This is a genomic window from Mesorhizobium sp. NFR06 (assembly GCF_900115245.1).
Taxonomy (GTDB): Bacteria; Pseudomonadota; Alphaproteobacteria; order Rhizobiales; family Rhizobiaceae; genus Mesorhizobium.
The window spans coordinates 1-25,918 of record NZ_FOVT01000022.1 but is presented as its reverse complement, the minus strand read 5'-3'; the positions used below and the strand labels follow the sequence as shown (position 1 = coordinate 25,918).

Genomic DNA, 25,918 nt, shown 5'->3' with positions numbered 1-25,918 from the left:
TGCCGCTGCGGAAGCTTGGTATTACGCTCGCCGCCGCGTGTGACCAAAGCAACGTTTGCAACAAAACTGTCTAGCTGGTAAAAGATTTTGACCAGTCAAGCGAGATGAGGCCCGCCCGATGTCCGGCCTAGCGATGCCCAAGCCAGACGCCGAGACCATGCGCCGTCGCGCCGAGATCGTCGCCGACATGCGCATCATCGTGCCGGGCGAGGGGGTCGTCGACGCCGCCAACGAAATGCGCGCCTTCGAGAGCGATGGCCTCACCGCCTATCGGCAGCTGCCGCTGGTCGTTGTGCTTCCCGAGACCGCCGCCCAGGTCTCGCGCGTCTTGAAATACTGTAACACGCGCAACATCCGCGTCGTGCCGCGCGGTTCCGGCACCTCGCTTTCCGGCGGCGCGCTGCCGCTGGAAGATGCGGTGCTGCTGGTGATGAGCCGCTTCAATCGCATTCTTCAAATCGACTATCCCAATCGTGTCGTCGTCGCCCAGCCGGGCGTCACCAATCTCGGCATCACCGCCGCCGTCGAGCAGGAGGGCTTTTACTACGCCCCCGATCCATCCTCCCAGATCGCCTGCTCGATCGGCGGCAACGTCGCGGAGAATTCCGGCGGCGTGCACTGCCTGAAATACGGGCTCACCGCCAACAATGTGCTGGGCATCGAGATGGTGCTGATGAACGGCGAGGTGGTGCGCCTCGGCGGCAGCCATCTCGACCAGGAAGGTTATGACCTGCTCGGCGTCATGACCGGCTCCGAGGGCCTGCTCGGCGTCGTCACCGAGGTGACGGTGCGCATCCTCAAGATGCCGGAGACGGCGCGCGCGCTGCTGATCGGTTTTCCGACCAGCGAAGAGGGCGGCCAGTGCGTCGCCGACATCATCGGCGCCGGCATCATCCCGGGCGGCATGGAGATGATGGATCGCCCGGCGATCCACGCCGCCGAGGATTTCGTCCATGCCGGCTATCCGCTCGACGTCGAGGCGCTGCTGATCGTCGAGCTCGACGGTCCGAGCGTCGAGGTCGATCACCTGATCGGCCTCGTCGAGGCGATCGCCCATCGCAACGGCTCGACCACCTGCCGCATCTCGCAGTCGGAACAGGAGCGGCTGAGTTTCTGGGCCGGGCGCAAGGCGGCGTTCCCGGCGGTGGGCCGCATCTCGCCCGACTACTACTGCATGGACGGCACCATCCCGCGCAAGGAATTGCCGCGCGTGCTCGCCGGCATGCGCGACCTGTCGGAGAAATACGGATTGGGCGTCGCCAACGTCTTCCATGCCGGCGACGGCAATTTGCACCCGCTGATCCTCTACGATGCCAACGTGCCGGGCGAGCTCGACAAGGCGGAAAGCTTCGGCGCCGACATCCTGCGGCTCTGCGTCGAGGTCGGCGGCGTGCTGACCGGCGAGCATGGCGTCGGCGTCGAGAAGCGCGACCTGATGCCGGAAATGTTCAACCAGATCGACCTCGACCAGCAGATGCGGGTCAAATGCGCTTTCGACCCCAACCATCTGCTCAACCCCGGCAAGGTCTTCCCGCAGCTGCGCCGCTGCGCGGAACTCGGGCGCATGCATGTGCACCGCGGCCAAGTGGCGTTTCCCGATATTCCGAGGTTTTGATGGGGGCCAATCTTCGCATGACGGCGATCCTTCGCGCCCCCCTCTGTCCTGCCGGACATCTCCCCCACAAGGGGGGAGATCAGCCATCATCGCGGCCTTCGCCAATCTCCGACGTTGCAAGAAAGGCGCGGTTGCCGAAACTGCCAATCTCCCCCCAAGTGGGGGAGATGTCCGGCAGGACAGAGGGGGGCGCGAAGGAACGTGGCATCTCCGCTTTCGAGGGTGCCTCCTGCTGATGTCCACTTTCACCCCACCCTCACCAGCCGAAGTCCTCTCAACCGTCCAATGGGCGGCCGCCGAAGATACACCGCTCGAAATCCAAGGCCACGGCTCCAAGCGCGGCATCGGCCGTCCTTTGCAGACCGAGCACACGCTCGACCTCTCAAAACTCACCGGCGTCACGCTCTACGAGCCGGCCGAGCTGGTGTTGTCGGCAAAGGCGGGCACGCCGCTCGCCGAACTTGAAGAGCTCCTCGCCGAGAACGGCCAGCAATTTGCCTTCGAGCCGATGGATTACGGCCCGCTGCTCGGCAGCGAGTCGGGCAAGGGCACGATCGGCGGCGTGCTTGCCTCAAACCTGTCAGGCCCGCGTCGTCTCAAAGCGGGCGCCGCGCGCGACCATATCCTCGGCATTGCCGCCGTCTCGGGGCGGGGCGAGGCTTTCAAGTCGGGCGGGCGCGTCGTCAAGAACGTCACCGGCTACGATCTCTCCAAGCTGATGGCGGGGAGCTGGGGCACGCTGGCCGTGCTGACCGACGTCACCTTCAAGGTGCTGCCGGCAGCCGAGGTGGAGGTGACGCTGGCCATCCGTGGCCTGCTTGACGATGCCGCGGTCGCCGCCATGGCGCTGGCGCTAGGCTCCAGCGCTGAAGTCTCGAGCGCGGCGCATCTGCCGGAGCGGATCGCCGCGAAGGTTGCGGCCGGCCGTCTGGGCAGCGATGCCGCGACACTGCTGCGCGTCGAAGGATTTGGTCCGTCGGTCGTCTATCGTATCGAAGCGCTCAAAAGGCTGCTCGGCAAGGCCGGTCCGCTGGAGGAGATTGCCGGCGAGGCATCGAAAGCCATCTGGCGCGACATCCGCGATTGCGCGCCTTTCGCCGATGGCGGCGCGCGGCCGGTGTGGCGCGTGTCGATGGCGCCGTCGCAGGCGCATCACATGGTGATGGCGCTGCGCATGCAGGCGGCGGTCGATGCCTTCTATGACTGGCAGGGCGGTCTGGTGTGGCTGTCGATGCGCGAGGACGATGCCGAAGCCGAGCTGCTGCGCGGGCTGATACGCAAGCATGGCGGCGGCCATGCCACGCTAGTGCGCGCCTCCGCCCCGCATCGCGCGGCGCTGCCGGTGTTCGAGCCGCAGCCGCCGCATCTGGCGGCGCTCTCGGCGCGGCTCAAGGCCGAGTTCGATCCGAAGCAGATTCTCAACCCCGGCCGCATGGCCTAGGACTGATATATGCAGACCAATTTCTCAGCCGCGCAGCTTGCCGATCCGCATGTCGCGGAATCGGAAAAGATCCTGCGCAAATGCGTGCATTGCGGCTTCTGCACCGCCACCTGCCCGACCTATGTGACTTTGGGCAATGAGCTCGATTCGCCGCGCGGCCGCATCTACCTCATCAAGGATATGCTGGAGAACGGCCGGCCGGCCGACAAGGAAATCGTCACCCATATCGATCGCTGCCTGTCCTGCCTCGCCTGCATGACGACATGCCCGTCGGGCGTGAACTACATGCATCTGGTCGACCATGCCCGCGCCCATATCGAGAAGACCTATAGACGACCGCCGCTCGACCGGCTGACGCGCGCCATGCTGGCTTTCGTGCTGCCTTATCCGGGGCGATTTCGCGCCGCGCTGAAACTGGCTGGGCTCGGCCGGCCGTTCATCGGCTTGTTCGAAAAACTGCCGGCGCTGAAGCCTGTCGCGGCGATGCTCAAGCTCGCGCCCTCGTCGATCCCGCCGGCCTCGCCGATGGCTTCGCCCGGCACGCATGCCGGGCAGGGCGCAAAGCGTGGCCGCGTCGCCATCCTCACCGGTTGCGCGCAGTCCGTGCTCGACCCCGCCATCAACGAAACGACCATCTCCCTGCTGACAAGGCTGGGCGTCGAGGTCGTGGTGCCCGAAGGCGAGGGCTGCTGCGGCGCGCTCGTGCACCATATGGGCCGTGAGGAAGCAACCCTTGCCTCGGCAAGGCGCAATGTCGATGCCTGGACGCGCGCCATCGAACAAGGCGGGCTCGACGCCATCGTCATCACCGCATCCGGCTGCGGCACCACGATCAAGGATTATGGCTTCATGCTGCGGCTCGATCCGGCCTATGCCGAAAAGGCTGCGCGCGTCTCGGTGCTGGCCAAGGACGTCACCGAATATCTCGCCGGTCTCGACCTGCCTGAGCCCGTGCGCAAGCCGGGCACGGTCGTCGCCTATCATTCCGCTTGTTCGATGCAGCACGGCCAAAAAATAACGCGCCAGCCGAAGGAGCTTCTGGCGAAAGCCGGCTTCGTCGTGCGCGACCCGCGCGAAGGTCATCTGTGCTGCGGCTCGGCCGGCACCTACAACATCCTGCAGCCCGACATCTCGGCCAAGCTGCGCGACCGCAAGATCCGGAACATCGAGGCGACCGGCGCCGAAATCGTCGCCACCGGCAACATCGGCTGCATCACCCAGATCGCGTGGGCGGCGAAGCTGCCGGTGGTGCATACGATCAAGCTGCTCGACTGGGCCTATGGCGGCCCAAAGCCGGAAGGCGTTTCCGACGCGAAGCCGGTCGCCGCCGAATAGACAGCGCTATTCCGCCGCGAGCTGGTCGGCGACGCCGTAGGTCGCGCGGTAAAGCGCGCGCTGGCGGTTGAGCGCCACCATGGTGTTGCGCAAGAGGATGGCCACTGTGAGTGGGCCGACGCCGCCGGGCACCGGCGTGATCCAGGACGCCACTTCCTTGACGCTCTCGGTGTCGACGTCGCCGACGATGCGGCTTTCGCCGTCCGGTCCGATTTCCGAATTGATGCCGATGTCGATGACACAAGCGCCGGGCTTCACCATGTCCGCCTTGATCAGCCTGGGCTTGCCGACGGCAACGAACAGCGCGTCGGCACGGCGTGCGTGCGCCGTCACCGAGCGCGTCATGTGATGGCAGACCGTCACCGTCGCGCCTTCGCTCATCAAAAGGAAGGCGATCGGCTTGCCGACGATCTCGGAATGGCCGACGACGACCACTTCGAGCCCCTTGAGATCGAGGCCGGTCTCCTTCAGCAGTTCGACCGAGGCCGCCGCCGTGCAGGGCGCCAGGTCGAGCTGGTTGTAGACGATGTTGCCGATCGAGGCCGGATGCATGCCCTCGACATCCTTCAACGGATGCACCGCCGCCTGCAGCGTCTTGATCGGGATATGCGCCGGCACCGGCCGCTGGATGATGATGCCGGTCACGCGCGGATCGGCATTGAGGCCGTGGATCGCCGCTTCCAACTCACCGGCGGTGATATCGGCGGCAAAACGCCGTTCCTCGAAGCCGATGCCGGCAAGCGCTGCCTTGGCGCGCTGGTTGCGCACATAGACATCGACCGCGTCGGTATCGCCGACGGTGATCGAAACCAGTTTTGGCGGAAAGCCTTCGGCGGTGGCGATCGCCGCGTCTTCGCTCACGGAAGCGATGATGCGCTGGGCGACCGGGCCGCCTTTAAGGTAGCGGCTGTCGTCGGTCCGGGTCATGGCTGGCACCTTTGCCTTCTGGAGCAATTCGGGGAAATGCGCGCAAGCGGCTCTCAGCCCGGAATTGCGTAGCAACTGAGATTTGTGCACTGCAATAGCAGAGGCGCTTCAGGAAATCAGCCCCGGAAAACGAAACGCCCTGCGTTCAGGGCGACCTGCCGCTCCATACTCAGCGGTTTGGAACATGCATCCAACAAGTACCCGGAAACGGAAAAAGGCAGCGCGGTTGCCCGCGCTGCCTTTTCGTGACCGGCCGTATCCCCACACGGCCCGTCCCCCGTTAACTCGCTGCCAGTCTAAGCATCTCTTGCGAAAGCGCGCTATGGCATGAGGGCAACAGCAAGCCAAAAAGAACAGTTAGCGCAGCCTGACCGGCTGATTTGCGATCACTTATATCACCTCGACCGTGGTTCCGACATTCACGCGCTCGTAAAGGTCGACGACGTCTTCGTTGCGCATGCGGATACAGCCGGAAGATACCGCGCCGCCGATCGTCCAGGGCTGGTTGGTGCCATGGATGCGGTATTCGGTGGTGCCGAGATAGAGCGCGCGCGCGCCGAGCGGGTTTTCGATGCCGCCGGCCAGATAGGTCGGCAGGTAGCGGCCCTTGGCCGCCTCGCGCTTGATCATCTGCGCCGGTGGGCGCCAGTCCGGCCAAACCTTCTTGTCGGTGATCTTGTGCGTGCCGGACCACTCGAAGCCCGGCTTGCCGGTGCCGACGCCGTAGCGGCGCGCCTTGCCGTTCTTCTCCACCAGATAGAGGAAATTCTCATGGGTATCTATGACGATGGTGCCCGGCTTGGCCGGCCCGTCATAGGCGACCTCCTGCGGCAGATAGATCGGGTCGATCTGCGGTCGCATCGCGATCCGCTTGGCCGGCTGCTGCACGGCCGCCGTGCGCTGCTGATCGGGCTGTGCCCGGAACAGTCGCCGCTGCGGCTGCTGCGCCGTCTGCCGCGCGGGGCGCACGATGCCCGGCGCGCGGCCAAGCTGCAGCACCCAGGGCGCCGAAAGGTCGGGGCTCACCATCACCGGCGGCATGTCGGCATAACGGTCGTTGGCAAGGGAGGTCGTGACGCAGGCGGCGAGAACGGCCACCGCGCCAAGCAGGGAACAAAACGCTGTCTTCATCGGAACGCACCTTGATCGTCGAACTCATCCAGGGCGGGGAGGCGCCCTCGGTTTCGCGATCCTTGGCGTGGAGCGGCAAGCAAAACATGAATCGGAATGCGTAAAATGCTGCTTTGTCAGTAAAGCTTTTGGTGTGGTTACCGGCGGGTTCAGGAATCTGGTAAAGCCACGGTAAAAGCGGCGCTGAAGCGCATTAACGAATGGATTTGCGGTGATGGCACAAGAAACTTCCGGCGTTCTCGAAGGCCCCGACGGCAAGGCGCGCTGTTTCTGGCACGGCAATCTGCCGGACTATCTGCACTATCACGACCATGAATGGGGTCGGCCGGTAACGGATGATCGCCGGCTGTTCGAAAAGATCTGCCTGGAAGGGTTCCAGTCGGGCCTGTCGTGGCTGACCATCCTGCGCAAGCGCGAGAATTTCCGCGAGGCCTTTGCAAATTTCGACTTCGACAAGGTGGCGGCGTTCACCGATAAGGATGTCGAGCGCCTGCTCGGCAATGCCGGCATCATCCGCCATCGCGGCAAGATCGTCTCTACCGTCAACAACGCCAAGCGCGCCCGCGAGATGGTCGATGAATTCGGCTCTCTGGCCGCCTGGTTCTGGAAGTTCGAGCCGGGTCCGGAGGAACGGCCATCGGTCGTCGACCTCGCGCATCTGCGCGCCAATCCGACGACGGCGGTCTCGGTCAGGATATCGAAGGAATTGAAGAAGCGCGGCTGGAATTTTGTCGGCCCCACCACCGTCTATGCCTTCATGCAGGCGATGGGCCTGGTCAACGATCATCTCGAAGGCTGCTACTGCAGGGCAGAGGTGGAGAAGGAACGCAAGAAGTTCAAGCGGCCGAAGTGAGGCGCCTCACTTCTCGAACCGTCCCTTATGGCCGCTGCCGTTGATGTCCCAGACCAGGCTGGAACCCGACACCGTCAGCACCAGTCCGCTGAAACCGCTGTCGTCCGGCGTGTGATGCGTGGAGGCCGAACTGCGGCCGGCCGGGATGACCTCGACCGTCGAGCCCGTCCTCACCCAGCAGCCCTTGCCGTACTGATCGTTGGCGCCGTAGGCGAGCGCGAACTCGAAGCTGCCATCTTTCTTCAGCAACAGTTCCGAGCCGACCTCCATGACGCCGTTCAGGTAATAATGGCCGGCAAGACGGGCATCGCCCGGCTGGCACGCGTTGGCCGCGCCCGTTGCGCCAACGACCAGCGCGCCGGCAAGTGCGCACGCAAATTGCAACTGCATGATGATCCCCCGATCAAACGAAATCAGACGCTGCCGGCGCCCGTCAAAAACAGCCCGGCGACAATGGCTGCAAGCGCGGCGAAGGCCGGGTAGATGACCAGCAGCCCGGCGGCCAGCGCGTCGCGCATCGTCGGCCGACGGGTTGCGACCTCGAACGGTCCGGCCGGCTGCCGCGCCGGTTTGATCGAGGCATTGCCGGCAGCCCGCAACCTGGCAGGCGTGCCGCACTCGAAGACGTCTTTTGCCGCCGTCATGGCCCCGAGCCCCTTGTTTCGGCCCGCTTTATGGTCGTCGATTGTGTCTGCAGCATGCCGCGCTGGCGGCGGAGTTGTTTCGTTTTCGGTGTGTTTTGTTTCGACGGCGGCTGGAATCTCGCACTCTTCGAAACGAAGTCTGACGTCGTTCGTCGCTCGCTTGGCCGCAAATTATCGAACAGTTCTCGACCTCTCCACGCGCCAGGCGGCAAACCCTTGCCGCACCAAGCAGCATCGGTTAGGACACGCGCGCCTTGGAAATAGGAAATTTCCTGCCCATGGCGCGCCACGAAACACCGAGTAACCATTCCATGGCCGACAAATCCGAAAAGACGAAAGCGCGGCTGCCGCGCGGTTTTGCCGACCGCAGCGCCGAAGACATCCGCGCCGTCGAGAAGATGATGGCGACCATCCGCTCGGTTTATGAGCTTTACGGCTTCGAGCCGGTCGACCAGCCGATGATCGAATACACCGATGCGCTGGGCAAATTCCTGCCCGACCAGGACCGGCCGAACGAAGGCGTCTTCTCCTTCCAGGACGATGACGACCAGTGGCTGTCGCTGCGCTATGACCTGACCGCGCCGACGGCGCGTTTCGTCGCCGAGAATTTCGACAAGCTGCCGAAGCCCTATCGCAGCTATCGCTCCGGCTGGGTGTTCCGCAACGAGAAGCCTGGCCCGGGGCGCTTCCGCCAGTTCATGCAGTTCGACGCCGACACCATCGGCACACCGGGCGTGGCGGCGGACGCCGAGATGGCGATGATGATGGCCGACGTGATGGAAGCGCTCGGCATCAAGCGCGGCGACTACGTCATCCGCGTCAACAACCGCAAGGTGCTGGACGGCGTGCTCGATGCGATCGGGCTTGGTGGCGAGGAAAATGCTGGCCGCCGGCTGACGGTGCTGCGCGCCATCGACAAACTGGACAAGCTGGGGCCGGAAGGCGTGAGGCTGCTGCTTGGCCCGGGACGGTGGGATGGCGGCAAGGAAGGCGAAGGCGATTTCGCCAAAGGCGCCGGGCTGAATGGCGCACAGGCCGAAGCGGTTCTTCTCGCAACGGCAAGGAACGGACAGGCCGGCCAGGATTCCGGCGTCAGTGCCAACGCCGTCTATCAGGAAGGCGTCGGCGAACTGGCAACGATTGAAGCCCTAGTCAGGGCAGCAGGTTACGGCGAAGACCGTGTTGCCATGGACCGTTCCGTCGTGCGCGGCCTCGAATATTATACCGGCCCGGTCTTCGAGGCCGAGCTGCTGGCCGAGATTCCCAATGAGGACGGCCAGATTGTGCGCTTCGGCTCGGTCGGCGGCGGCGGGCGCTATGACGGGCTGGTCTCGCGCTTCCGCGGCGAGCCGGTGCCGGCGACCGGCTTTTCCATTGGCGTCTCCCGGCTGATGACCGCGCTGAAGAACCTCGGCAAGCTGGATACGTCGGAAGTCGTCGCTCCGGTCGTCGTGCTGGTGATGGACAGGGACACGGAAAGCCTCGGCCGCTACCAGAAGATGGTCGCCGACCTGCGCGCCGCCGGCATCCGCTCCGAAATGTATCTCGGCGGCGCCGGCATGAAGGCACAACTGAAATATGCCGACCGCCGCGGCAGCCCGGTCGCCATCATCCAGGGCGGCGACGAGCGCGCCAAGGGCGAGCTGCAGATCAAGGACCTGATCGAAGGCGCGCGCATGTCGGCCGAAATCGCCGACAACGCCGAATGGCGCGCCGCAAGGCCGGCCCAGGTGACTGTGGCGGAGGGCGAGCTGGTTGGAGAGGTGAAGAAGATCCTGGCGGCGCAGGCCGAGGAGCGGGCACGTGGAAAGTAGAGCGCCGACCTCTCCTTCTCCCCTTGTGGGAGAAGGTGGCCCAGCGAAGCTCGGTCGGATGAGGGGTGTTCCAGGAAACGCCGACGTCTCATTCCTTCCAGCGCCCCTCATCCGTCTTGGCGCTTCGCGCCAATCCACCTTCTCCCACAAGGGGAGAAGGGGAGGGCAAGCCCGATGACCTCCCGCCCCGCGATCGCCGCCGACATCGCAAAACTCTTCGCCACGCGCGACACTCACGCGGTCGAGGTCGCTGTGCTGCAGCCGGCCGACCCGTTCCTCGACATGGCGGGTGAGGACCTGCGCCGCCGCATCTTCCTCACCGAGAGCGAGACCGGCAAGACGCTGTGCCTGCGGCCCGAATTCACCATTCCGGTCTGTCTCGATCACATCGCCAGCCAGGCCGGCACGCCGCGCCGCTATTCCTATCTCGGCGAAGTGTTCCGCCAGCGCCGCGAAGGCGGCAACGAGTTCTTCCAGGCCGGCATCGAGGATCTCGGCGACAGCGACACGGCCGCGGCCGACGCGCGCTCGCTCGCCGACGCGCACGCCCTGCTTTCGCTGGTGCTGCCGGGACCGGCGCTCGCCGTCACGCTTGGCGACCAGACGCTGTTCGAGGCGGTGCTGGCGGCGCTTGGCCTGCCGCGCGGCTGGCGCATGCGGCTTGCGCGTGCCTTCGGCTCGGCGCCAATGCTGGAAGCAGCCCTTGCCGATCTCGCCAACCCGCCGCGCAACAGCCAGCTCACCGGTCGCGTCGCCACGTTGGTGCTCGACGGCGATGCGGAAGCTCTTGCCGCGCATATCTCGGCCGGCATGGAGGAGGCCGGGCTGTCGGCATCGACCGGCCGCGCCCCGGCCGACATCGCGCGCAGGCTGATCGAGAAAGCGCAGCTGCGCAGCGTGCGGCTCTCGAACGAAGCCTTCTCGGCGCTGAAAGATTTTCTGACGATCGACGTCGCGCTGGATGGCGCAACGGCGGCGCTCGAAAAATTTGCCGCCGATGCCGGCCTGTCGCTGGGGCCGGCGCTGGAGAATTTCGCTGCTCGCGCCAGGGCGATCGAGGCGCACGGCCTGCCGTCGGCGCAAATCCGCTACGACGCCGCCTTCGGCCGTCCGCTCGACTATTATACCGGTCTCGTCTTCGAGATTGCCGCAGGTGATGGCGATCGCCCGCTGGCCGGCGGCGGCCGCTACGACAGGCTGCTGACGCTGCTCGGTGCAAGGAAGCCGATCCCCGGCGTCGGCTTCTCGGTCTGGCTCGACCGCATCGAGGCCTTGCGGGAGGGGACGCGATGATCACGCTGGCGATCCCGTCGAAAGGCCGGCTCAAGGAGCAGTCTCTGGACGTGCTGGCCAAGGCCGGCTTGACTGTCGCCCTGCCGCAGGATGACCGCAAATACCGCGCCCGCATCGACGGCCTCGACAACGTCGAGGTGGCCTTCCTCTCCGCGTCCGAGATTGCCGGCGAGATCGGCCAAGGGGCGGTCGATCTCGGCATTACCGGCGAGGATTTGCTGCGCGAGAACCTTGCCGACTGGGAAGCGCGGGCAGAAATCGTCGCCCGCCTCGGCTTCGGCCATGCCGATGTCGTGGTGGCGGTGCCGGACATCTGGCTCGACGTCGATAATATGGCCGACCTCGACGACGTCGCCGCCGACTTCCGCCAGCGCCATGGCCGGCGCTTGCGCATCGCCACCAAATATTGGCGGCTGACGCAGCAATTCTTTTCGCTCAAGCACGGCATCCAGGTCTACCGCATCGTCGAGAGCCTCGGCGCCACCGAAGGCGCCCCGGCCGCGGGCCTGGCCGACGTCATCGTCGACATCACCACCACCGGTTCGACGCTGCGCGCCAACCATCTCAAGGTGCTGGGCGACGGCACGATCCTGAAGTCGCAGGCCTGTCTGGTTGCTTCGAAAAAGCAGCGCGATGGAGCGGATGAGGCGCAATTGCGCGACATCGCCACGAAAATGGCTGCGCTGGCCGGTTAGCCACCATACTATCGGCGGGTTTCCACCATCACGGCGGGCTGATAGGCTGGCTTGATCCCGGGAGGAGACGGCGATGGCGATCAAACTCGATGAGCTCATGAACGCCACCAATCTGCGCAAGCCGCGCAACAGCTTCATTGCTCCGGTGGGCGGCAAGGCGCATGTGTCGGGCGACCGCTCGGTGCCTTTGCTCGACAAGACCATTCCGGCACTGTTTTCCGACACGGTGAGCAAATACGCCACGCTCGATGCCGCGGTTTTCGTCGGCCAGGACAAGCGCTTCACCTGGAGCGAGCTTTCCGACACGGTCGACGCTTTGGCCGCCGGCTTCCTGGCGCTTGGGCTGGAAAAGGGCGATCGCGTCGGCATCTGGTCGCCCAACCGCTGGGAGTGGCTGGTGACGCAGTTCGCCACCGCGCGCATCGGGCTGATCCTGGTCAACATCAACCCGGCCTACAGGCTGACCGAGCTGGAATATGCGCTGAACAAGGTAGGTTGCAAGGCACTGGTCACCGCCGTCGACTTCAAGACCTCGGACTATCTCGGCATGATCGAGACGCTGGCGCCGGAAATCGCTACCGCCGAACCCGGCAAGCTCAAGGCCAAGAAGCTGCCGACGCTGAAGATCGTCATCCGGATGGGCGACGACAATTCGCCGGGCATGTTCAATTTCGGCGATGTGTTGGCCATGGCCGGCCGCGACGAGCATGACAGCCTCGACCGCATCTCGGAGAACCTGAAGCCCGGCGATGCCATCAACATCCAGTTCACCAGCGGAACGACGGGCGCGCCGAAGGGCGCGACGCTGACGCATTCCAACATCGTCAACAACGGCAATTTCGTCACCTCGGCGATCCGGCTCACCGTCGACGACCGGCTCTGCATCCCGGTGCCGCTCTATCACTGCTTCGGCATGTCGATGGGCACGATGGGCTGCGTCTCCAAGGGCGCCACGATGGTCTTTCCAGGCGAAGGCTTTGACGCCGGCGCGACGCTAAAGGCTGTCGCGCAGGAACGCTGCACCGGCCTCTACGGCGTGCCGACCATGTTCGTCGCCATGCTCGACCATGCCGATTTCTCCACCTTCGACCTTTCCAGCCTGCGCACCGGCATCATGGCCGGCTCGCCATGCCCGATCGAGGTGATGAAGAAGGTGGTGTCGCTCATGCATATGGGCCAGGTGACCATTGCCTACGGCATGACCGAAACCAGCCCGGTCTCGTTCCAGAGCAGCGTCGACGATCCGCTGGAAAAGCGCGTCTCCACCGTCGGTCGCGTCCACCCGCATGTCGAGGTGAAGGCGATCGGGGCGGACGGCGCCACCGTCGCGGTCGGCGCGCCGGGCGAGCTCTGCACACGCGGCTATTCGGTGATGAAGGGCTATTGGGACGACGCCGAAAAGACCCGCGAGGCGATCGACGCCGACGGCTGGATGCACACCGGCGACCTCGCCACCATCGACGCCGAGGGCTATTGCAACATCGTCGGTCGGGTCAAGGACATGGTCATCCGCGGCGGTGAGAACGTCTACCCGCGCGAGGTCGAGGAATTCCTCTACCGCCATCCAAAAATCAAGGAAGTGCAGGTCTTCGGCATTCCCGACGACAAATATGGCGAGGAGCTCTGCGCCTGGATCGTCCTCCGGCCCGGCGAGATCGCCACCGCCGAGGAGATCAAGGCTTTCTGCGCCGGCCAGATCGCGCATTACAAGGTGCCGCGCTACATCCGTTTCCGCGCCGAACTGCCGATGACGGTGACCGGCAAGCCGCAGAAATTCCTGATGCGCGAGGCGATGGTGGAAGAACTAGGGCTGGTGGCGCAGAAGACGGCGTAAAGCGGGATCGACCCGAAATATTCACGGTTTTGAAATGCGCCAGAGGGGGCAGCGCTCTTCGTGCATTTCTGGATAGGTCATGGATAACGAGTTTCCAAACTTCGCGGCGCTGAAGACCGCCAAAGCCGAAAACATAGATTATCGCATAGTCGTCCGGCGTGGAGCGCGAACCGGCAATGCGATCGTCATGGCTCCGCATGGCGGGAAAATCGAACCCCGCACCTCGCTGATCGCCGAAACGATAGCAGGACGCGATCTCGATATGTATTGCTTTGAAGGGCTCATGCCGCAAAGCAACCGAGAGCTGCACATAACATCCAGGAACTTTGACGAGGAATCCGCGCTGGAATTGTTGCGGACGAAGGCCACGGTCGTCGCTATCCACGGCCGTCAGGATCGAGACGATCCTTCGACAGTCTACATGGGCGGCAAGGACGTGATGCTGATTTCAGAAATAGTCTGGCGTTTGCAGGAGGCCGGCTTCCAGACAAATAACGATAACCATCCGTTTCCGGGTATCCAGGATTCGAACATCGTCAACCGGGGGCTGACGGGGAAAGGAGCGCAACTGGAAGTGCCCTTCTCGCTGCGCCGCCGGCTGGGGAACGAGCCCGAACTTCTGGAAAAATTCTGCATGGCGGTTCGCAAGGCCATCGAGACATTCGACGCCAAAAATGGTGCCCAGTCCTCAATCATGTTTTGAACGGCGCGCTTGGCAGCAAAGATGCCCGTGAGAGGTGCTCCCCACGCGCTTTTCCGCTAAGTTAGCGCAAATGCGTGGGGGACTTGAATGACTGGTTACGGGCGGTCGGTGACTTCCTACACGATGCCGTTGGCCGCGCTGGCGATGGCTCTCGCGGTCAGGGCCAGCGGCGTTTCGGTCGACGAAGGATCGCTGAACGTCAGGATACCTGTCGGAGCGCTGTCGGGCGCCATCATGTTCACCACCATATTCGTGGTGCTCGACCACGCCGAGGCACTCGCCCGGCGCGTGGGGGAGCCCTACGGAACTTTGGTGCTGACTTTTGCGGTGACGGCGATTGAAGTGTCGATCATCGTCTCCATGATGCTGCATGGAGAAAACAACCCGACACTGGCCCGCGAGTCCGTTTTCTCGACGGTAATGATTACCTCCACCGGCGTTGTCGGCACCTGTCTCACGCTTGGCGGCTGGCTTCATCGCAAGCAGGCGATCGTTCGGCAAGGGACCAGCGCTTACCTGGCGGTTCTGATCGCGCTGGCCGTGATGACGCTTATCCTTCCGACCTACACCCAAGCCACGGATCCCGGCACGTTTTCGGCAGCTCAGCTTGGTTTTGTAAGCGCCCTTTCAGTGCTGCTCTATGCAAGTTTCGTGTTCGCCCAGACCGTCCGGCACCGGGAGGACTTCGTCCAGGAACACGGACACGACGTTTCAACGCGAACCGTTCCTCCCGAAAGCGTATCTGTCAGCGCCTTGCTGCTGTTATGCGGGCTGATCGGAATTGTCATGCTCGCCGAGCAGGTCGCCGCGGGTGTCGAAGATACGCTGGCTGCCTACCAGGTGACCCAGGCCGACAGCATCGTGGGGGCGTTGATCGCCGGGCTGGTTTTGATGCCGGAGGCGATTTCGGCGGTTCGCGCCTCACTCAACAATGAGCTGCAGCGCAGCTTGAACGTTGCGATGGGTTCGGCCTGCGCCACGATCGGTCTGACAATACCGGCGGTCGCGGCCGCCAGCCTGCTGACGGGCAGAGGGTTGACCCTGGGGCTGCCGGCGACCGATGCGGTGCTTCTGGTGCTGGCGCTTTTCATTTGCAGCGTGAGCTTCAGCACGGAAAGAACGACGTTCCTGACCGGCATGGTTCATGTCGTGGTGTTTCTCGCCTATGTGTTTCTGATATTTGTGCCGTGAAACGCGGTTGCGGCCGGCCATTGGGCGCGGGGATGGAGTGGGCGTGGAAAGCTGTTCACGCCGCAAGCACAGCCCGATCCAGCCCCCGTATGATCCTCGCCAGCTCCGCGCATTCGTCCTGCCGCGCCCTGTTGCGGCGCCAGGCCATGCAGATCAGGCGCTGCGGCATCGGTTCCTGGAACGGCACGATCTTGAGGTCCGGCATGACGCCGGCGGCGCTGGCCGCCATTTCCGGCACCAGTGTGACGCCGAGCCCATGCGCCACCATCTGCAAGAGCGTCGTCAGGCTGGTCGCGCCGTAGCTTGCCATCGCCACTGGCCGCACATTGCCGCAGACGGCCAGCGCCTGCTCGCGCAGGCAATGGCCTTCCTCCAAAAGCATCAGCCGCTCCAGTGCCGGGCTTTCGGGCGGCACGGGCGGCGAGGCGAAGGCCGGGTCGCCCGACGGCACGGCCAGGAAGAACCGATCGGGGAAGAGCTCTTCGGTGACGAGGCCGGGATGGTCGAGCGGCAGCGCGGCGATAAAAGCGTCGAGCCGGCCGGAGGCCGTGCCATCGACCAATGATGCGGTCACCGCCTCGCGCAGCTCGAGCTGCAGGGCAGGGTATTTCTTCTTCAACTCCGGCAGCACGTGCGGCAGCAGGTACGGCGCCACCGTCGGAATGATGCCCAGCCGGAAGCGGCCCTCCATGGCGGGGCGACCGCGTCGAGCCGTCGTTTCGACGTCACGGATATCGGCGAGGATGCGCTCGATGCGCGGCTGCAAGGCATGCGCCTCATCGGTCATCCGCACCGTCTTGCCGCCGCGTTCGAACAGACGACAGTTCAGTCGTTCTTCCAACTCGGCGATCTGCAATGACAGTGCCGGCTGGCTGACGCCGGCAAGCTTGGCGGCGCGACCGAAATGCAGCGTCTGCGCCAGCGCGTCGAAATAAAGCATCTGACGAACGGTGAGACCAATCATAAGCAAAGGCTATCAAAACAAACAGGAAAGGCAATTTGTCTTTATCGGCTGGCCGGCCTAGTCTGGAATCGTTCCAGGTTGGCGCGGCCCATGGCCGCCCCCGCACATCTCGGGAAAATCGACCTCGGCGAAATTCAACCTCGGCAAATCGGAGAGACTAAGATGGACGCGAAAACCGACGACAACAGCGCTGGCAAATGCCCTGTCGCGCATGGATCCTCGGCAAGGACCAACCGTGACTGGTGGCCGAACCAGCTCGACCTTGCCGTGCTGCATCAGCAGTCGAACCTCTCGGACCCGATGGGCGAAGATTTCGACTACGCCAAGGAATTCCAGAGCCTCGACCTAGATGCGGTGATCAAGGACCTGCACAAGGTCATGACGGATTCGCAGGACTGGTGGCCGGCCGACTTCGGCCATTACGGGCCGCTCTTCATCCGCATGGCCTGGCACAGCGCCGGCACCTATCGCATCGGCGATGGCCGCGGCGGCGCCGGCGCCGGCCAGCAGCGTTTTGCGCCGCTCAACAGCTGGCCGGACAATGCCAATCTCGACAAGGCGCGCCGGCTGCTGTGGCCGGTCAAGCAGAAATACGGCCGCAAGATTTCCTGGGCCGACCTTCTGATCCTCACCGGCAACGTCGCGTTGGAATCGATGGGCTTCAAGACCTTCGGCTTCGCCGGCGGCCGCGCCGACGTGTGGGAGCCGGAGCAGGACGTGGACTGGGGCTCCGAGACCAAGTGGCTGGACGATCAGCGCTATTCCGGCGATCGCGAGCTGCAAGGCCATCTCGGCGCCGTGCAGATGGGCCTCATCTACGTCAACCCCGAAGGTCCGAACGGCAAGCCGGACCCGATCGCCGCGGCGCGCGACATCCGCGAGACCTTCGGCCGCATGGCGATGAACGACGAAGAAACCGTCGCGCTGATCGCCGGCGGCCACACCTTCGGCAAGACCCACGGCGCCGGCGACGCCTCGCTGGTGGGCGCCGAACCGGAAGGCGCCGGCATCGAGGCTCAGGGCCTCGGCTGGTCGAGCAAATATGCTTCCGGCATCGCCGGCGACGCGATCACCTCCGGCCTCGAGGTCACCTGGACGACCACGCCGACCAAATGGAGCAGCAACTTCTTCGACAATTTGTTCAACTATGAATGGGAGCTGACCAAGAGCCCGGCCGGCGCCCATCAGTGGACGCCGAAGGGCGGCGCCGGCGCCGGCACGGTTCCGGACGCGCACAACCCTTCGAAGCGCCACGCGCCGGCCATGCTCACCACCGACCTCGCGCTGCGCTTCGATCCGGCCTACGAGAAGATCGCGCGCCGCTTCCATCAGCACCCCGAGCAGTTCGCCGACGCCTTCGCCCGCGCCTGGTTCAAGCTCACCCACCGCGACATGGGACCGGTCGTGCGCTATCTCGGCCCGCTCGTGCCGAAGGAAGAGCTGATCTGGCAGGACCCGATCCCGGCCACCGACCATGAGCTGGTCAGCGAGCAGGACATCGCCTCGCTCAAGGCGAAGATCCTGGCCGCCGGCCTGTCGGTGTCGGAGCTTGTCTCGACCGCCTGGGCCTCGGCTTCGACCTTCCGCGGCTCGGACAAGCGCGGCGGCGCCAATGGCGGCCGCATCCGGCTTAGCCCCCAGAAGGACTGGGAGGTCAACCAGCCGGCTCAGCTCTCGAAGGTGCTGGCAAAGCTGGAAGCCATCCAGAAGGAGTTCAACGCGGCGCAGACCGGCGGCAAGAAGGTCTCGCTCGCCGATCTCATCGTGCTCGGCGGCGTCGCTGCTGTCGAGAAGGCCGCCAAGGATGGCGGCAATGAGGTGAAGGTGCCCTTCACGCCTGGCCGTATGGACGCTTCACAGGAACAGACGGATGTCCACTCCTTCGCGCCGCTCGAGCCGGTCGCCGACGGCTTCCGCAACTACAGCGGAGGCAAGCTGCCGATGTCGGTCGAAGCAATGCTGGTCGACCGCGCCCAGCTTCTGACGCTGACGGCGCCGGAGATGACGGTGCTGGTCGGCGGCCTGCGCGTGCTCGGCGCAAATGTCGGCGGCTCGAAGCACGGCGTCTTTACCGATAGACCGGGCACATTGACCAACGACTTCTTCGTCAACCTGCTCTCGATGGCGACCGTCTGGGACCCGGCGGCCGGTTCCGAGCCGGGCTCCGACGAGGTGTACGAGGCGCGCGACCGCAAGACCAAGCAAGTGAAGTGGACCGGCACCCGCGCCGACCTGATCTTCGGCTCGCACGCACAATTGCGCGCGCTCTCCGAAGTCTATGGCTCGAGCGACGCCAAGGCGAAGTTCGTCGGGGATTTCGTCAAGGCGTGGACCAAAGTGATGAATCTCGACCGCTTCGACATCGCCGCGAGGTAAGGTCTTATCCTCCCACTAAAAAGGCGCGGGGCTTTGCCTCGCGCCTTTTCTGGTTCAATCCTGCGGGACCGATCAGTCCTTTTCGAACACGCCCGCCTTGGCGACGACGCCGGCGATCGCGCCGCCGATCAGCGGCGCGACGATGAACAGCCAGAGCTGGCCGAGCGCCGCGCCGCCCGAAAACAGCGCCGGGCCGATCGAGCGCGCCGGATTGACCGATGTGCCGGTCACCGGGATCATGGCGAAGTGAATCCCGGCAAGCGTCAGGCCGATGACCAGGCCGGCGAAGGCGGTGGTGTGCTTGGCGTTGGTGACGCCGAGGATCACGGTGACGAAGGTGAAGGTGCCGATCAGCTCCCACAGGAAAGCCGAGCTCATGCCCCACTTCGTTTCGTCCCAGCCATTGGCGCCGAAGCCGCCGGTATGGCCGCCGGCCTGGCCGGAGACGATGATCCACAGCGCCAGCGAAGCGATGATGGCGCCGATGATCTGCGCGATCCAGTAAGGGACGACATCCTTGGCCGGCATCCGCCCCGCCAGGAACACGCCAAACGTCACCGCCGGATTGAGATGCGCGCCCGAGATCGGGCCGATCGCATAGGCCGCGGCGATCAGGCCGATGCCGAACGCCAGGCCGATGCCTTCCTGCCCGAGCGGCAGCGCGCCGCCGAACCCGCCCGTGACCACGGAGGCGGTGCCGATGAACACCAACAAAAACGTGCCGAGAACTTCTGCCAGATAGGTTTTCATTGCCCTCTCCTCGTAAGGATCCGCCAAACCGCGTTTCCCGCGCCGCGAATCACTGCCGGAAGAGTATTCCCGCCGGCAAAACTTGGAAAGCTGAGAGCTTAAGCCAACGGGCTTGCTTGTACGCGCCAGTCAAAACATTAGAAACCTTTCATGTTCTGGCCGGTTTGCTCTTTTTTAAGCGGTGTCGCCTGCTTTGAAAAACCTTTCGGGGACATCGCCCGGTATGAAACGGGGTTTGACGGGCAATGCGAACAGAACCCTTTCAATCCGGGCCTGAAACGCTTTAAGAGCGGGCTGGAGCCAATTTTGTAGAGCAATCGGAAAACGGGATGCGACTGGGCGGAAGGTTAGCGGCGGCCATCGAGGTTCTGGAAGACATTGGCCGGCGTCACCGGCCGGTGGCCGACGCCTTGCGCGATTGGGGCCTGTCGCACCGCTTCGCCGGCGGCGGCGACCGTGCCGCCATCGGCAACATCGTCTATGATGCGCTGCGCCGCAAACGCTCGGCCGGCTGGCTGTTCGGCGAGGACACGCCGCGCGCCATCGGCTTCGGCGCGCTGCTGCTCGAATGGGGGCAGACGGCGCGGTCGCTGAATGAGGCGCTCGATGGCGACAAATTCGCGCCGCCGCTGCTCAGCGCAGCCGAGCTGAATGCGGCGGCCGGACGCAGGCTTGACGATGCGCCCGACGCCGTGCGGGCGGATGTCCCGGACTGGTGCGCGCCGCTGCTCGAACAGACCTATGGCGACGCCTGGGTCGAGGAAGGTGCTGCTCTGGCGCGGCGGCCGCCGCTCGATCTCAGGGTCAACACGCTCCAGGCCGATCGCGCCAAGGTGCTGGCCGAGCTGCTGGGCACGGGTGCCGCGCCCGCGGCAATCGCGCCGCACGGCATCCGCATCCCGCCGATCGACGGCGACGGCCGGCACCCGAACGTGCAGGCCGAGCCGGCCTTCCAGAAAGGCTGGTTCGAAGTGCAGGACGAGGGCTCGCAGCTTGCCGCCGCGCTCGCCGGCGCTGAGCCTGGCATGCAGGTGCTCGACTATTGCGCCGGCGCCGGCGGCAAGACGCTGGCGCTGTCGGCCGAGATGGGCAACACAGGCCAGCTCTTTGCCCATGACGCGGAGAAGGTGCGCCTGGCGCCGATCTTCGAGCGTATCCGCCGCTCGCACAACCGCAACGTCCAGGTTCTCAGCAAGCCGACGGAGCTGGCGCCGCTCACCGCGCATATGGACATCGTGCTGATCGACGCGCCCTGCACCGGCAGCGGCACCTGGCGGCGGCGGCCCGACGCCAAATGGCGGTTGACGGACAGGCAGCTCGAAGCCCGCAGGGCTGAGCAGCAGGCGATCCTCGACACGGCCCAGGCCTTCGTCAAACCGGGTGGCTTGCTGGTCTACGTCACCTGCTCGGTGTTCGATGCCGAAAACGGGGAGCAGGTCGCGGCTTTCCGCGAGCGCCATGGCGGCTTTGCGCCGGTCGACCATCGCCAGCTCTGGCACGGTCGCTTCCCCGGCCATGAAGGTGCCGCGCGTATTGCCGGCACCGGCGGCATCTCGCTGTCGCCGGCGCTCAGCGGCACCGACGGTTTCTATTTCCACGCCTTGCGCAGGACTGCTTGAGGACGGCCGGCCCTTTGCTGCACTGCAACATAAAAGATTGCCTGTCCTGCCTGGCTCTGCAATAAGCTTCGCCAGCAAATGTGAGGCGAAGCGCCATGGCAGCAGCCAAGATCGTACCCGCTCCCGATTTCGAGGAACGCGTCAGGGGCTCCTTTGCGCGGCAGAAGGCAATGGCGACGATCGGCGCCGAACTGACGCTGGTGACGCCCGGCATCATCGAGATCGAGATGCCTTATGCGCCAGAGCTCACCCAGCAGCATGGGTTCCTGCATGCCGGCGTCATCTCGACCGCGCTGGACTCGGCCTGCGGCTACGCGGCCTTTTCGCTGTTGCCGCAGAATTCCAGCGTGCTGACCATCGAGTTCAAGGTCAACCTGCTGGCGCCGGGCAGGGGTGAACGCTTCCTGTTCCGCGGCTCGGTGACAAAGCCCGGCCGCACCATCATCGTCGCCGACGGCCAGGCATACGCCTTCGCCGCCGACGGCGAGGCCAAGCTGATCGCCACCATGACCGGCACAATGATGACGGTGATGGGGCGCGACGGGATCGAGGAGTAAGCCATGGCGACGGCTGCGCGGATAGGCGAGAAATCCGTTCTCTTCGTCATGGCGGCGGAGGCCGAATATGGCCCCCACCTCAAAAACCTGTTCACGCCGTTGATGACCGGCGTCGGTCCGGTCGAGGCCGGCGTCAGGTTGGCCGCCGAGCTCGCGGCCTTGAAGGCCGAGGCATCGCTCCCGGACTTGGTCGTTTCGCTGGGCTCGGCCGGCAGCCGCAAGCTGGAACAGACCGAAATCTACCAGGCCGTGTCCGTGGGCTATCGCGACATCGACGCTTCGCCGCTCGGTTTCGAGAAGGGCGCGACGCCTTTCCTCGACCTGCCGGTGACGGTGCCGCTGCCCTTCGTCATTCCAGGCGTCAAGACCGCCACGCTCTCGACCGGCGGCGCGATCATTTCCGGCGCCGCCTATGACGCCATCGACGCCGACATGGTCGATATGGAGACCTTCGCCTGCCTGCGCGCCTGCCAGTTGTTCGGCGTGCCGCTGATCGGCCTGCGCGGCATTTCCGACGGCGCCGCCGATCTCAGGCACGTCAACGACTGGACCGAATATCTGCATGTCATCGACGAGAAGCTGGCCGCTGCGGTCGGCTTGCTGGAACGGGCGATCGGCGACGGCTTGCTTGGTGCCTGATCGCCTCCCCGGTCAGGCAGCCAGGCGCTGCGGATCGCCGAAATCGCCGAACTCGATGCGCGAAATGCGTCCGCGGGTGGCGCCGGTCGCATCGACATAGTCGATTGCTCCCGGCGTGTGATTGAGCTTCCAGGAGCCGGTGGGGCCATCTTTCCATTCGACTTTGTAGCCATCCTCGAGCAGCGCCCAAAGCCCGTGGAAGCGCGTGCCGTCCGGTAAGAGCAAGTGCGCTCGATCATCGGTTTCGTAGTGGATGAAGGCGTACTTGCCGCCCATGTCGATGACATGCGTGGTGCCGATCATGATAATGGCCAGCATGTCCTTGTTCAGTATCGTCATTGTTCCTGTCCACGGGTCAGAGCGATTCGAGAAAACGTGCCTAACGGTTTTCCGTCCGGGATTGCGTGAAAACAAATACTTGGAGCGGATCGGCGATTCTGTGAAAAGCTGAACCGCTCCAACGTTTTGAAAATGTCTCGACGGCGTGACTATCGTCAAGTATCTTGACTATATGGAGTTCGGATCAAGTGGTCAAGGAGCTTGACGAAAAAAACGAAGCGCTGCCCGATCATGTCGGCTGGCGGCTATGGCAGGCAAGCCGCGCCTGGCAGGCGGAATTCGGCGCCGCCATGCGTGCTGCCGGCCATGCCTGGTTCACCGAGGCGCGAGCCGGGCTGCTCGGGCATATCCCCCGCGGCGGCACGCGGCAGTCGGCACTGATCGAGCGCTCGGCGACCTCGAAGCAAGCGGTTCAGCAACTGCTCGACGGGTTGGAGGCGGAAGGCGTGCTGGAGCGGCTACCCGATCCGCGGGACGGGCGCGGCAAGCTCGTTCGCTATACGCGCAAGGGTCTGGATGCCTTGCGCGACGGCGACCGCGTCAAGCTTCAGATCGAACACGACTACGTTAGCCGCATTGGCCGGCACAGGTTCGCCGCGCTGATGGACGCCTTGCGCTCGCTTGACGCCGGGCCGGCCGACGGATCGCAAGAAGCACCGGAAACGAAGTGAACGGCGCGATCGCGCAACCCATTGCGCCGACTCGTTTCTTTCTCTAAAGGCTCGCCATGACGACGACAGCCAGACATTCCGACACCGTACTGCCCGAAACCGTTCTCATCATCGATTTCGGCAGCCAGTTCACACAGCTCATCGCCCGCCGCATCCGTGAGGCCGGCGTCTTTTCCGAGATCGTCCCGTTCCAATCGGCCGAAGCGGCCTTCAAGCGCATCAATCCCAAAGCGGTGATCCTGTCGGGCGGCCCGGCCTCCACCACCGACATCGGCAGCCCGCGCGCGCCGCAGATCGTCTTCGATGCCGGCGTGCCGGTGCTCGGCATCTGCTACGGCCAGATGGCGCTCTGCGTGCAGATGGGCGGCGTCGCCGAAAGCTCCAACCATCGCGAATTCGGTCGTGCCTTCGTCGAGATCGAGAAGGAGAGCCCGCTGTTCGAAGGCCTGTGGGCGCCCGGCCAGCGCCACCAGGTGTGGATGAGCCATGGCGACCGCGTCATCGAATTGCCGCCCGGCTTCAAGGTGCTCGGCAAGTCCGAGAGCTCGCCCTTCGCCATCTTCGGCGATGTCGAGCGCCGCATGTACGGCATCATGTTCCATCCCGAGGTGGTGCACACGCCGGATGGCGCCAGGCTGCTCAGGAACTTCGTCCACAACATCGCCGGCATCGAGGGCGACTGGACGATGCGCGCCTATCGCGAGCACGCCGTGGAATCGATCCGCAAGCAGGTGGGCAAGGGCAAGGTCATCTGCGCGCTCTCGGGCGGCGTCGACTCCTCTGTCGCCGCGCTGCTGATCCACGAAGCGGTCGGCGACCAATTGACCTGCATCCTCGTCGACCATGGCCTGATGCGCAAGGACGAGGCGCAAAGCGTCGTGGAGATGTTCCGCCAGCATTACAACCTGCCGCTGATCCTGGTTGATGCCTCCGACCGCTTCATCTCGGCGCTGGAAGGCGAGGCCGATCCCGAAAAGAAACGCAAGACCATCGGCCGCCTGTTCATCGAAGTGTTCGAGGAAGAGGCGAAAAAACTCGGCGGCGCCGATTTCCTGGCGCAGGGCACGCTCTATCCCGACGTCATCGAAAGCGTCTCCTTCTCCGGCGGCCCGTCGGTGACGATCAAGTCTCACCACAATGTCGGTGGCCTGCCCGACCGCATGAACATGAAGCTGGTCGAGCCGCTGCGCGAATTGTTCAAGGACGAGGTGAGGGCGCTCGGCAAGGAGCTCGGCCTGCCCGACAGCTTCATCGGCCGCCATCCCTTCCCCGGCCCCGGCCTGGCCATACGTTGTCCGGGCGGCATCACCCGCGAAAAACTGGAGATCCTGCGCGAGGCCGACGCCATCTATCTCGACGAGATCCGCAAGGCCGGCCTCTACGACGCCATCTGGCAGGCCTTCGCCGTGCTGCTGCCGGTGCAGACGGTCGGCGTGATGGGCGACGGCCGCACCTATGAATTCGTCTGCGCGCTGCGCGCCGTCACCTCGGTCGACGGCATGACCGCCGATTTCTACCACTACGACATGGCCTTCCTCGGCGCCGCCGCGACCCGCATCATCAACGAGGTCAAAGGCATCAACCGGGTGGTCTACGACGTAACGTCGAAGCCGCCCGGCACGATCGAGTGGGAATGATTCCGGCCTATCCGAACGCCGCCGAATTCACGCCGTAGCTCGATCTAAGATACTGAAATCAAAAATATTTTTTGCCGCCAACCTTCGGTGGCTATCGGCATGCATGGTTTGGCTTTGCCGGACCGCTTGCCGGCCCTCCGACATATTGCCAACGGGAATTTTCGACAGTACCGTCACTATCCATAGGGCTAGTGACGGTACTTTTTTCAGCATAACCAGCTGAAAATAAGCGGAATGCGAAATCCAGCGCCGCCACATGATGCGGGAGTGGTCGGACGTGGTCGAAGCTTGGGTCGAGGGGAGAAAACGCTCTATCGTGCTTATGCCCCCGACGATGACGGCCTTTGAGCCCGATCCAGCGCTTTGACAGGACCGGTCTTTCGCAAACTTACATCGGGAGCTTGGCGCGCCTGATAGGTACCACCCTGCGAGCAAGCAACCAGACCTCGACCTCGGCCAGATCCCAAACGACGCGCTCTACAACGTGTCAAAGGTGTCGGTCGAAGTGGCCGCCGCTTGAGCAGAACGCATTTTAATATCGGAAGTCTCGCGAACAGCAGCTTCCAGAACCTGCGGGCTGATTGTTGATTGTCCGCGATGGCGAAGGGTTTCGGGTGTCGGCAGGCGTAGGAAGCCTCTCATGCAGGAACCCGCGGACCACGGACTATGGCTATGGGGATTTCGGGTTGCGGCTGATGTCGGCGGTAGCGGGGTCATAGTCGGGAAGTGCCGAGATGGATACGGCCGGGGACTTCGTTGCCTCTGCTCGAGCGAGCGGCCCGAGCATTTCAAATGCTGTCGAACAAAACCACTATTTTCCGGTTTGGCCGGGAGGGCCGATGTGAATGTGGTTCTTGTCCCCCCAGCCGTTGCCCGGCCATCCGCCCGAT

23 protein-coding genes and 1 pseudogene are annotated in these 25,918 nt (G+C 64.4%); 17 read left to right on the top strand and 7 right to left on the bottom strand.

Features of this window, described 5'->3' with window-relative positions; all coding sequences use genetic code 11:
• Positions 1-118: 118 nt before the first annotated feature.
• The 3 genes from F3H96_RS27220 to glcF all read left to right on the top strand — a co-directional run bounded on the left by F3H96_RS27220 (position 119) and on the right by glcF (position 4,391).
• Entirely contained in the window at positions 119-1,615 is a 1,497-nt protein-coding gene (locus F3H96_RS27220) for an FAD-linked oxidase C-terminal domain-containing protein (RefSeq protein WP_149804756.1), read from the top strand.
• Positions 1,616-1,850: 235 nt separating this feature from the next.
• Positions 1,851-3,056 carry a glycolate oxidase subunit GlcE gene (gene glcE, locus F3H96_RS27210; RefSeq protein ID WP_149804755.1) on the top strand — a complete coding sequence of 402 codons (1,206 nt, stop codon included), beginning with the start codon at positions 1,851-1,853 and terminating at the stop codon, positions 3,054-3,056.
• A 9-nt stretch (positions 3,057-3,065) separates the two neighbouring features.
• A complete protein-coding gene (gene glcF, locus F3H96_RS27205) occupies positions 3,066-4,391 on the top strand; it encodes a glycolate oxidase subunit GlcF (RefSeq protein ID WP_149804754.1) in 1,326 nt (441 codons plus the stop codon).
• A gap of 6 nt (positions 4,392-4,397) precedes the next feature.
• Here the strand turns inward: glcF and F3H96_RS27200 are convergent, their stop codons facing one another.
• Together F3H96_RS27200 and F3H96_RS27195 are read right to left on the bottom strand one after the other, a co-directional pair.
• Entirely contained in the window at positions 4,398-5,318 is a 921-nt protein-coding gene (locus tag F3H96_RS27200) for a bifunctional 5,10-methylenetetrahydrofolate dehydrogenase/5,10-methenyltetrahydrofolate cyclohydrolase (RefSeq protein ID WP_149804753.1), read from the bottom strand.
• Between the two features lie 390 nt (positions 5,319-5,708).
• Positions 5,709-6,449 (bottom strand): L,D-transpeptidase, encoded by a 741-nt coding sequence (locus F3H96_RS27195; protein WP_149804752.1) that lies wholly within the window; start codon positions 6,447-6,449, stop codon positions 5,709-5,711.
• Positions 6,450-6,663: 214 nt separating this feature from the next.
• Between F3H96_RS27195 and F3H96_RS27190 the strand changes: the two genes are divergently transcribed.
• Positions 6,664-7,302, top strand: a complete 639-nt coding sequence (locus tag F3H96_RS27190) for a DNA-3-methyladenine glycosylase I (RefSeq protein ID WP_149804751.1) — start codon at positions 6,664-6,666, stop codon at positions 7,300-7,302.
• A gap of 6 nt (positions 7,303-7,308) precedes the next feature.
• Here F3H96_RS27190 and F3H96_RS27185 read toward each other — a convergent pair whose 3' ends face one another.
• Entirely contained in the window at positions 7,309-7,692 is a 384-nt protein-coding gene (locus tag F3H96_RS27185; RefSeq protein ID WP_149804750.1) for a hypothetical protein, read from the bottom strand.
• A gap of 23 nt (positions 7,693-7,715) precedes the next feature.
• Positions 7,716-7,946 carry a hypothetical protein gene (locus F3H96_RS27180; RefSeq protein ID WP_149804749.1) on the bottom strand — a complete coding sequence of 77 codons (231 nt, stop codon included), beginning with the start codon at positions 7,944-7,946 and terminating at the stop codon, positions 7,716-7,718.
• A gap of 311 nt (positions 7,947-8,257) precedes the next feature.
• Here F3H96_RS27180 and hisS point away from each other — a divergent pair, with 311 nt between their 5' ends.
• From hisS to F3H96_RS27150, 6 genes are all read left to right on the top strand, one after another.
• Positions 8,258-9,760, top strand: coding sequence for a histidine--tRNA ligase (hisS, locus tag F3H96_RS27175; protein ID WP_149804806.1), 1,503 nt, complete (start codon positions 8,258-8,260; stop codon positions 9,758-9,760).
• Between the two features lie 174 nt (positions 9,761-9,934).
• Complete coding sequence (locus F3H96_RS27170) at positions 9,935-11,053, top strand: ATP phosphoribosyltransferase regulatory subunit (protein WP_149804748.1); 1,119 nt, start codon at positions 9,935-9,937, stop codon at positions 11,051-11,053.
• Positions 11,050-11,748 (top strand): ATP phosphoribosyltransferase, encoded by a 699-nt coding sequence (gene hisG / locus F3H96_RS27165; protein WP_149804747.1) that lies wholly within the window; start codon positions 11,050-11,052, stop codon positions 11,746-11,748. Before F3H96_RS27170 ends, hisG begins: the two co-directional genes overlap by 4 nt.
• Positions 11,749-11,821: 73 nt before the next feature.
• Complete coding sequence (locus tag F3H96_RS27160) at positions 11,822-13,582, top strand: AMP-binding protein (protein WP_149804746.1); 1,761 nt, start codon at positions 11,822-11,824, stop codon at positions 13,580-13,582.
• 79 nt (positions 13,583-13,661) lie between these two features.
• Positions 13,662-14,285 carry a poly-gamma-glutamate hydrolase family protein gene (locus F3H96_RS27155; RefSeq protein ID WP_149804745.1) on the top strand — a complete coding sequence of 208 codons (624 nt, stop codon included), beginning with the start codon at positions 13,662-13,664 and terminating at the stop codon, positions 14,283-14,285.
• A gap of 87 nt (positions 14,286-14,372) precedes the next feature.
• Positions 14,373-15,476 carry a calcium:proton antiporter gene (locus tag F3H96_RS27150; RefSeq protein ID WP_149804744.1) on the top strand — a complete coding sequence of 368 codons (1,104 nt, stop codon included), beginning with the start codon at positions 14,373-14,375 and terminating at the stop codon, positions 15,474-15,476.
• A 55-nt stretch (positions 15,477-15,531) separates the two neighbouring features.
• Here F3H96_RS27150 and F3H96_RS27145 read toward each other — a convergent pair whose 3' ends face one another.
• Positions 15,532-16,440: a hydrogen peroxide-inducible genes activator gene (locus F3H96_RS27145; protein ID WP_149804743.1), complete on the bottom strand. Its 909-nt coding sequence runs from the start codon at positions 16,438-16,440 to the stop codon at positions 15,532-15,534.
• 162 nt (positions 16,441-16,602) lie between these two features.
• On the opposite strand from F3H96_RS27145, the gene katG reads away from it, so the two are divergent.
• Positions 16,603-18,816, top strand: a complete 2,214-nt coding sequence (gene katG, locus F3H96_RS27140; protein ID WP_149804742.1) for a catalase/peroxidase HPI — start codon at positions 16,603-16,605, stop codon at positions 18,814-18,816.
• 72 nt (positions 18,817-18,888) lie between these two features.
• Here the strand turns inward: katG and F3H96_RS27135 are convergent, their stop codons facing one another.
• Positions 18,889-19,566: an MIP family channel protein gene (locus tag F3H96_RS27135; RefSeq protein WP_149804741.1), complete on the bottom strand. Its 678-nt coding sequence runs from the start codon at positions 19,564-19,566 to the stop codon at positions 18,889-18,891.
• 329 nt (positions 19,567-19,895) lie between these two features.
• Here F3H96_RS27135 and F3H96_RS27130 point away from each other — a divergent pair, with 329 nt between their 5' ends.
• The 3 genes from F3H96_RS27130 to F3H96_RS27120 all read left to right on the top strand — a co-directional run bounded on the left by F3H96_RS27130 (position 19,896) and on the right by F3H96_RS27120 (position 22,381).
• A complete protein-coding gene (locus F3H96_RS27130) occupies positions 19,896-21,185 on the top strand; it encodes an RsmB/NOP family class I SAM-dependent RNA methyltransferase (RefSeq protein ID WP_149804740.1) in 1,290 nt (429 codons plus the stop codon).
• 95 nt (positions 21,186-21,280) lie between these two features.
• A complete protein-coding gene (locus F3H96_RS27125) occupies positions 21,281-21,742 on the top strand; it encodes a PaaI family thioesterase (RefSeq protein WP_149804739.1) in 462 nt (153 codons plus the stop codon).
• 3 nt (positions 21,743-21,745) lie between these two features.
• Positions 21,746-22,381, top strand: a complete 636-nt coding sequence (locus F3H96_RS27120; protein WP_149804738.1) for a 5'-methylthioadenosine/S-adenosylhomocysteine nucleosidase — start codon at positions 21,746-21,748, stop codon at positions 22,379-22,381.
• Positions 22,382-22,393: 12 nt separating this feature from the next.
• On the opposite strand, the gene F3H96_RS27115 is transcribed toward F3H96_RS27120, so the two are convergent.
• Positions 22,394-22,720: a hypothetical protein gene (locus F3H96_RS27115; protein WP_149804737.1), complete on the bottom strand. Its 327-nt coding sequence runs from the start codon at positions 22,718-22,720 to the stop codon at positions 22,394-22,396.
• 188 nt (positions 22,721-22,908) lie between these two features.
• On the opposite strand from F3H96_RS27115, the gene F3H96_RS27110 reads away from it, so the two are divergent.
• The 3 genes and pseudogenes from F3H96_RS27110 to F3H96_RS31345 form a co-directional block, all read left to right on the top strand.
• On the top strand, positions 22,909-23,391 hold the full coding sequence (locus F3H96_RS27110) for a MarR family winged helix-turn-helix transcriptional regulator (protein WP_149804736.1): 483 nt from the start codon (positions 22,909-22,911) through the stop codon (positions 23,389-23,391).
• 56 nt (positions 23,392-23,447) lie between these two features.
• A complete protein-coding gene (guaA, locus tag F3H96_RS27105) occupies positions 23,448-25,028 on the top strand; it encodes a glutamine-hydrolyzing GMP synthase (protein ID WP_149804735.1) in 1,581 nt (526 codons plus the stop codon).
• A gap of 229 nt (positions 25,029-25,257) precedes the next feature.
• A pseudogene (locus tag F3H96_RS31345) lies at positions 25,258-25,395 on the top strand (integrase); the annotation flags it as partial.
• Positions 25,396-25,918 lie beyond the last annotated feature (523 nt).

Bases quoted from the DNA above. Each gene is read 5' to 3' on its own strand.
- F3H96_RS27145 (WP_149804743.1), bottom strand. From the start codon at position 16,440: ATGATTGGTCTCACCGTTCGTCAGATGCTTTATTTCGACGCGCTGGCG.
- F3H96_RS27195 (WP_149804752.1), bottom strand. From the start codon at position 6,449: ATGAAGACAGCGTTTTGTTCCCTGCTTGGCGCGGTGGCCGTTCTCGCC.
- F3H96_RS27190 (WP_149804751.1), top strand. From the start codon at position 6,664: ATGGCACAAGAAACTTCCGGCGTTCTCGAAGGCCCCGACGGCAAGGCG.
- katG (WP_149804742.1), top strand. From the start codon at position 16,603: ATGGACGCGAAAACCGACGACAACAGCGCTGGCAAATGCCCTGTCGCG.
- glcF (WP_149804754.1), top strand. From the start codon at position 3,066: ATGCAGACCAATTTCTCAGCCGCGCAGCTTGCCGATCCGCATGTCGCG.
- F3H96_RS27150 (WP_149804744.1), top strand. From the start codon at position 14,373: ATGACTGGTTACGGGCGGTCGGTGACTTCCTACACGATGCCGTTGGCC.
- F3H96_RS27125 (WP_149804739.1), top strand. From the start codon at position 21,281: ATGGCAGCAGCCAAGATCGTACCCGCTCCCGATTTCGAGGAACGCGTC.
- F3H96_RS27155 (WP_149804745.1), top strand. From the start codon at position 13,662: ATGGATAACGAGTTTCCAAACTTCGCGGCGCTGAAGACCGCCAAAGCC.
- F3H96_RS27220 (WP_149804756.1), top strand. From the start codon at position 119: ATGTCCGGCCTAGCGATGCCCAAGCCAGACGCCGAGACCATGCGCCGT.
- hisG (WP_149804747.1), top strand. From the start codon at position 11,050: ATGATCACGCTGGCGATCCCGTCGAAAGGCCGGCTCAAGGAGCAGTCT.
- F3H96_RS27160 (WP_149804746.1), top strand. From the start codon at position 11,822: ATGGCGATCAAACTCGATGAGCTCATGAACGCCACCAATCTGCGCAAG.
- F3H96_RS27130 (WP_149804740.1), top strand. From the start codon at position 19,896: ATGCGACTGGGCGGAAGGTTAGCGGCGGCCATCGAGGTTCTGGAAGAC.
- F3H96_RS27120 (WP_149804738.1), top strand. From the start codon at position 21,746: ATGGCGACGGCTGCGCGGATAGGCGAGAAATCCGTTCTCTTCGTCATG.
- F3H96_RS27170 (WP_149804748.1), top strand. From the start codon at position 9,935: ATGACCTCCCGCCCCGCGATCGCCGCCGACATCGCAAAACTCTTCGCC.
- F3H96_RS27185 (WP_149804750.1), bottom strand. From the start codon at position 7,692: ATGCAGTTGCAATTTGCGTGCGCACTTGCCGGCGCGCTGGTCGTTGGC.
- F3H96_RS27115 (WP_149804737.1), bottom strand. From the start codon at position 22,720: ATGACGATACTGAACAAGGACATGCTGGCCATTATCATGATCGGCACC.
- glcE (WP_149804755.1), top strand. From the start codon at position 1,851: ATGTCCACTTTCACCCCACCCTCACCAGCCGAAGTCCTCTCAACCGTC.
- F3H96_RS27200 (WP_149804753.1), bottom strand. From the start codon at position 5,318: ATGACCCGGACCGACGACAGCCGCTACCTTAAAGGCGGCCCGGTCGCC.
- F3H96_RS27135 (WP_149804741.1), bottom strand. From the start codon at position 19,566: ATGAAAACCTATCTGGCAGAAGTTCTCGGCACGTTTTTGTTGGTGTTC.
- hisS (WP_149804806.1), top strand. From the start codon at position 8,258: ATGGCCGACAAATCCGAAAAGACGAAAGCGCGGCTGCCGCGCGGTTTT.
- F3H96_RS27180 (WP_149804749.1), bottom strand. From the start codon at position 7,946: ATGACGGCGGCAAAAGACGTCTTCGAGTGCGGCACGCCTGCCAGGTTG.
- guaA (WP_149804735.1), top strand. From the start codon at position 23,448: ATGACGACGACAGCCAGACATTCCGACACCGTACTGCCCGAAACCGTT.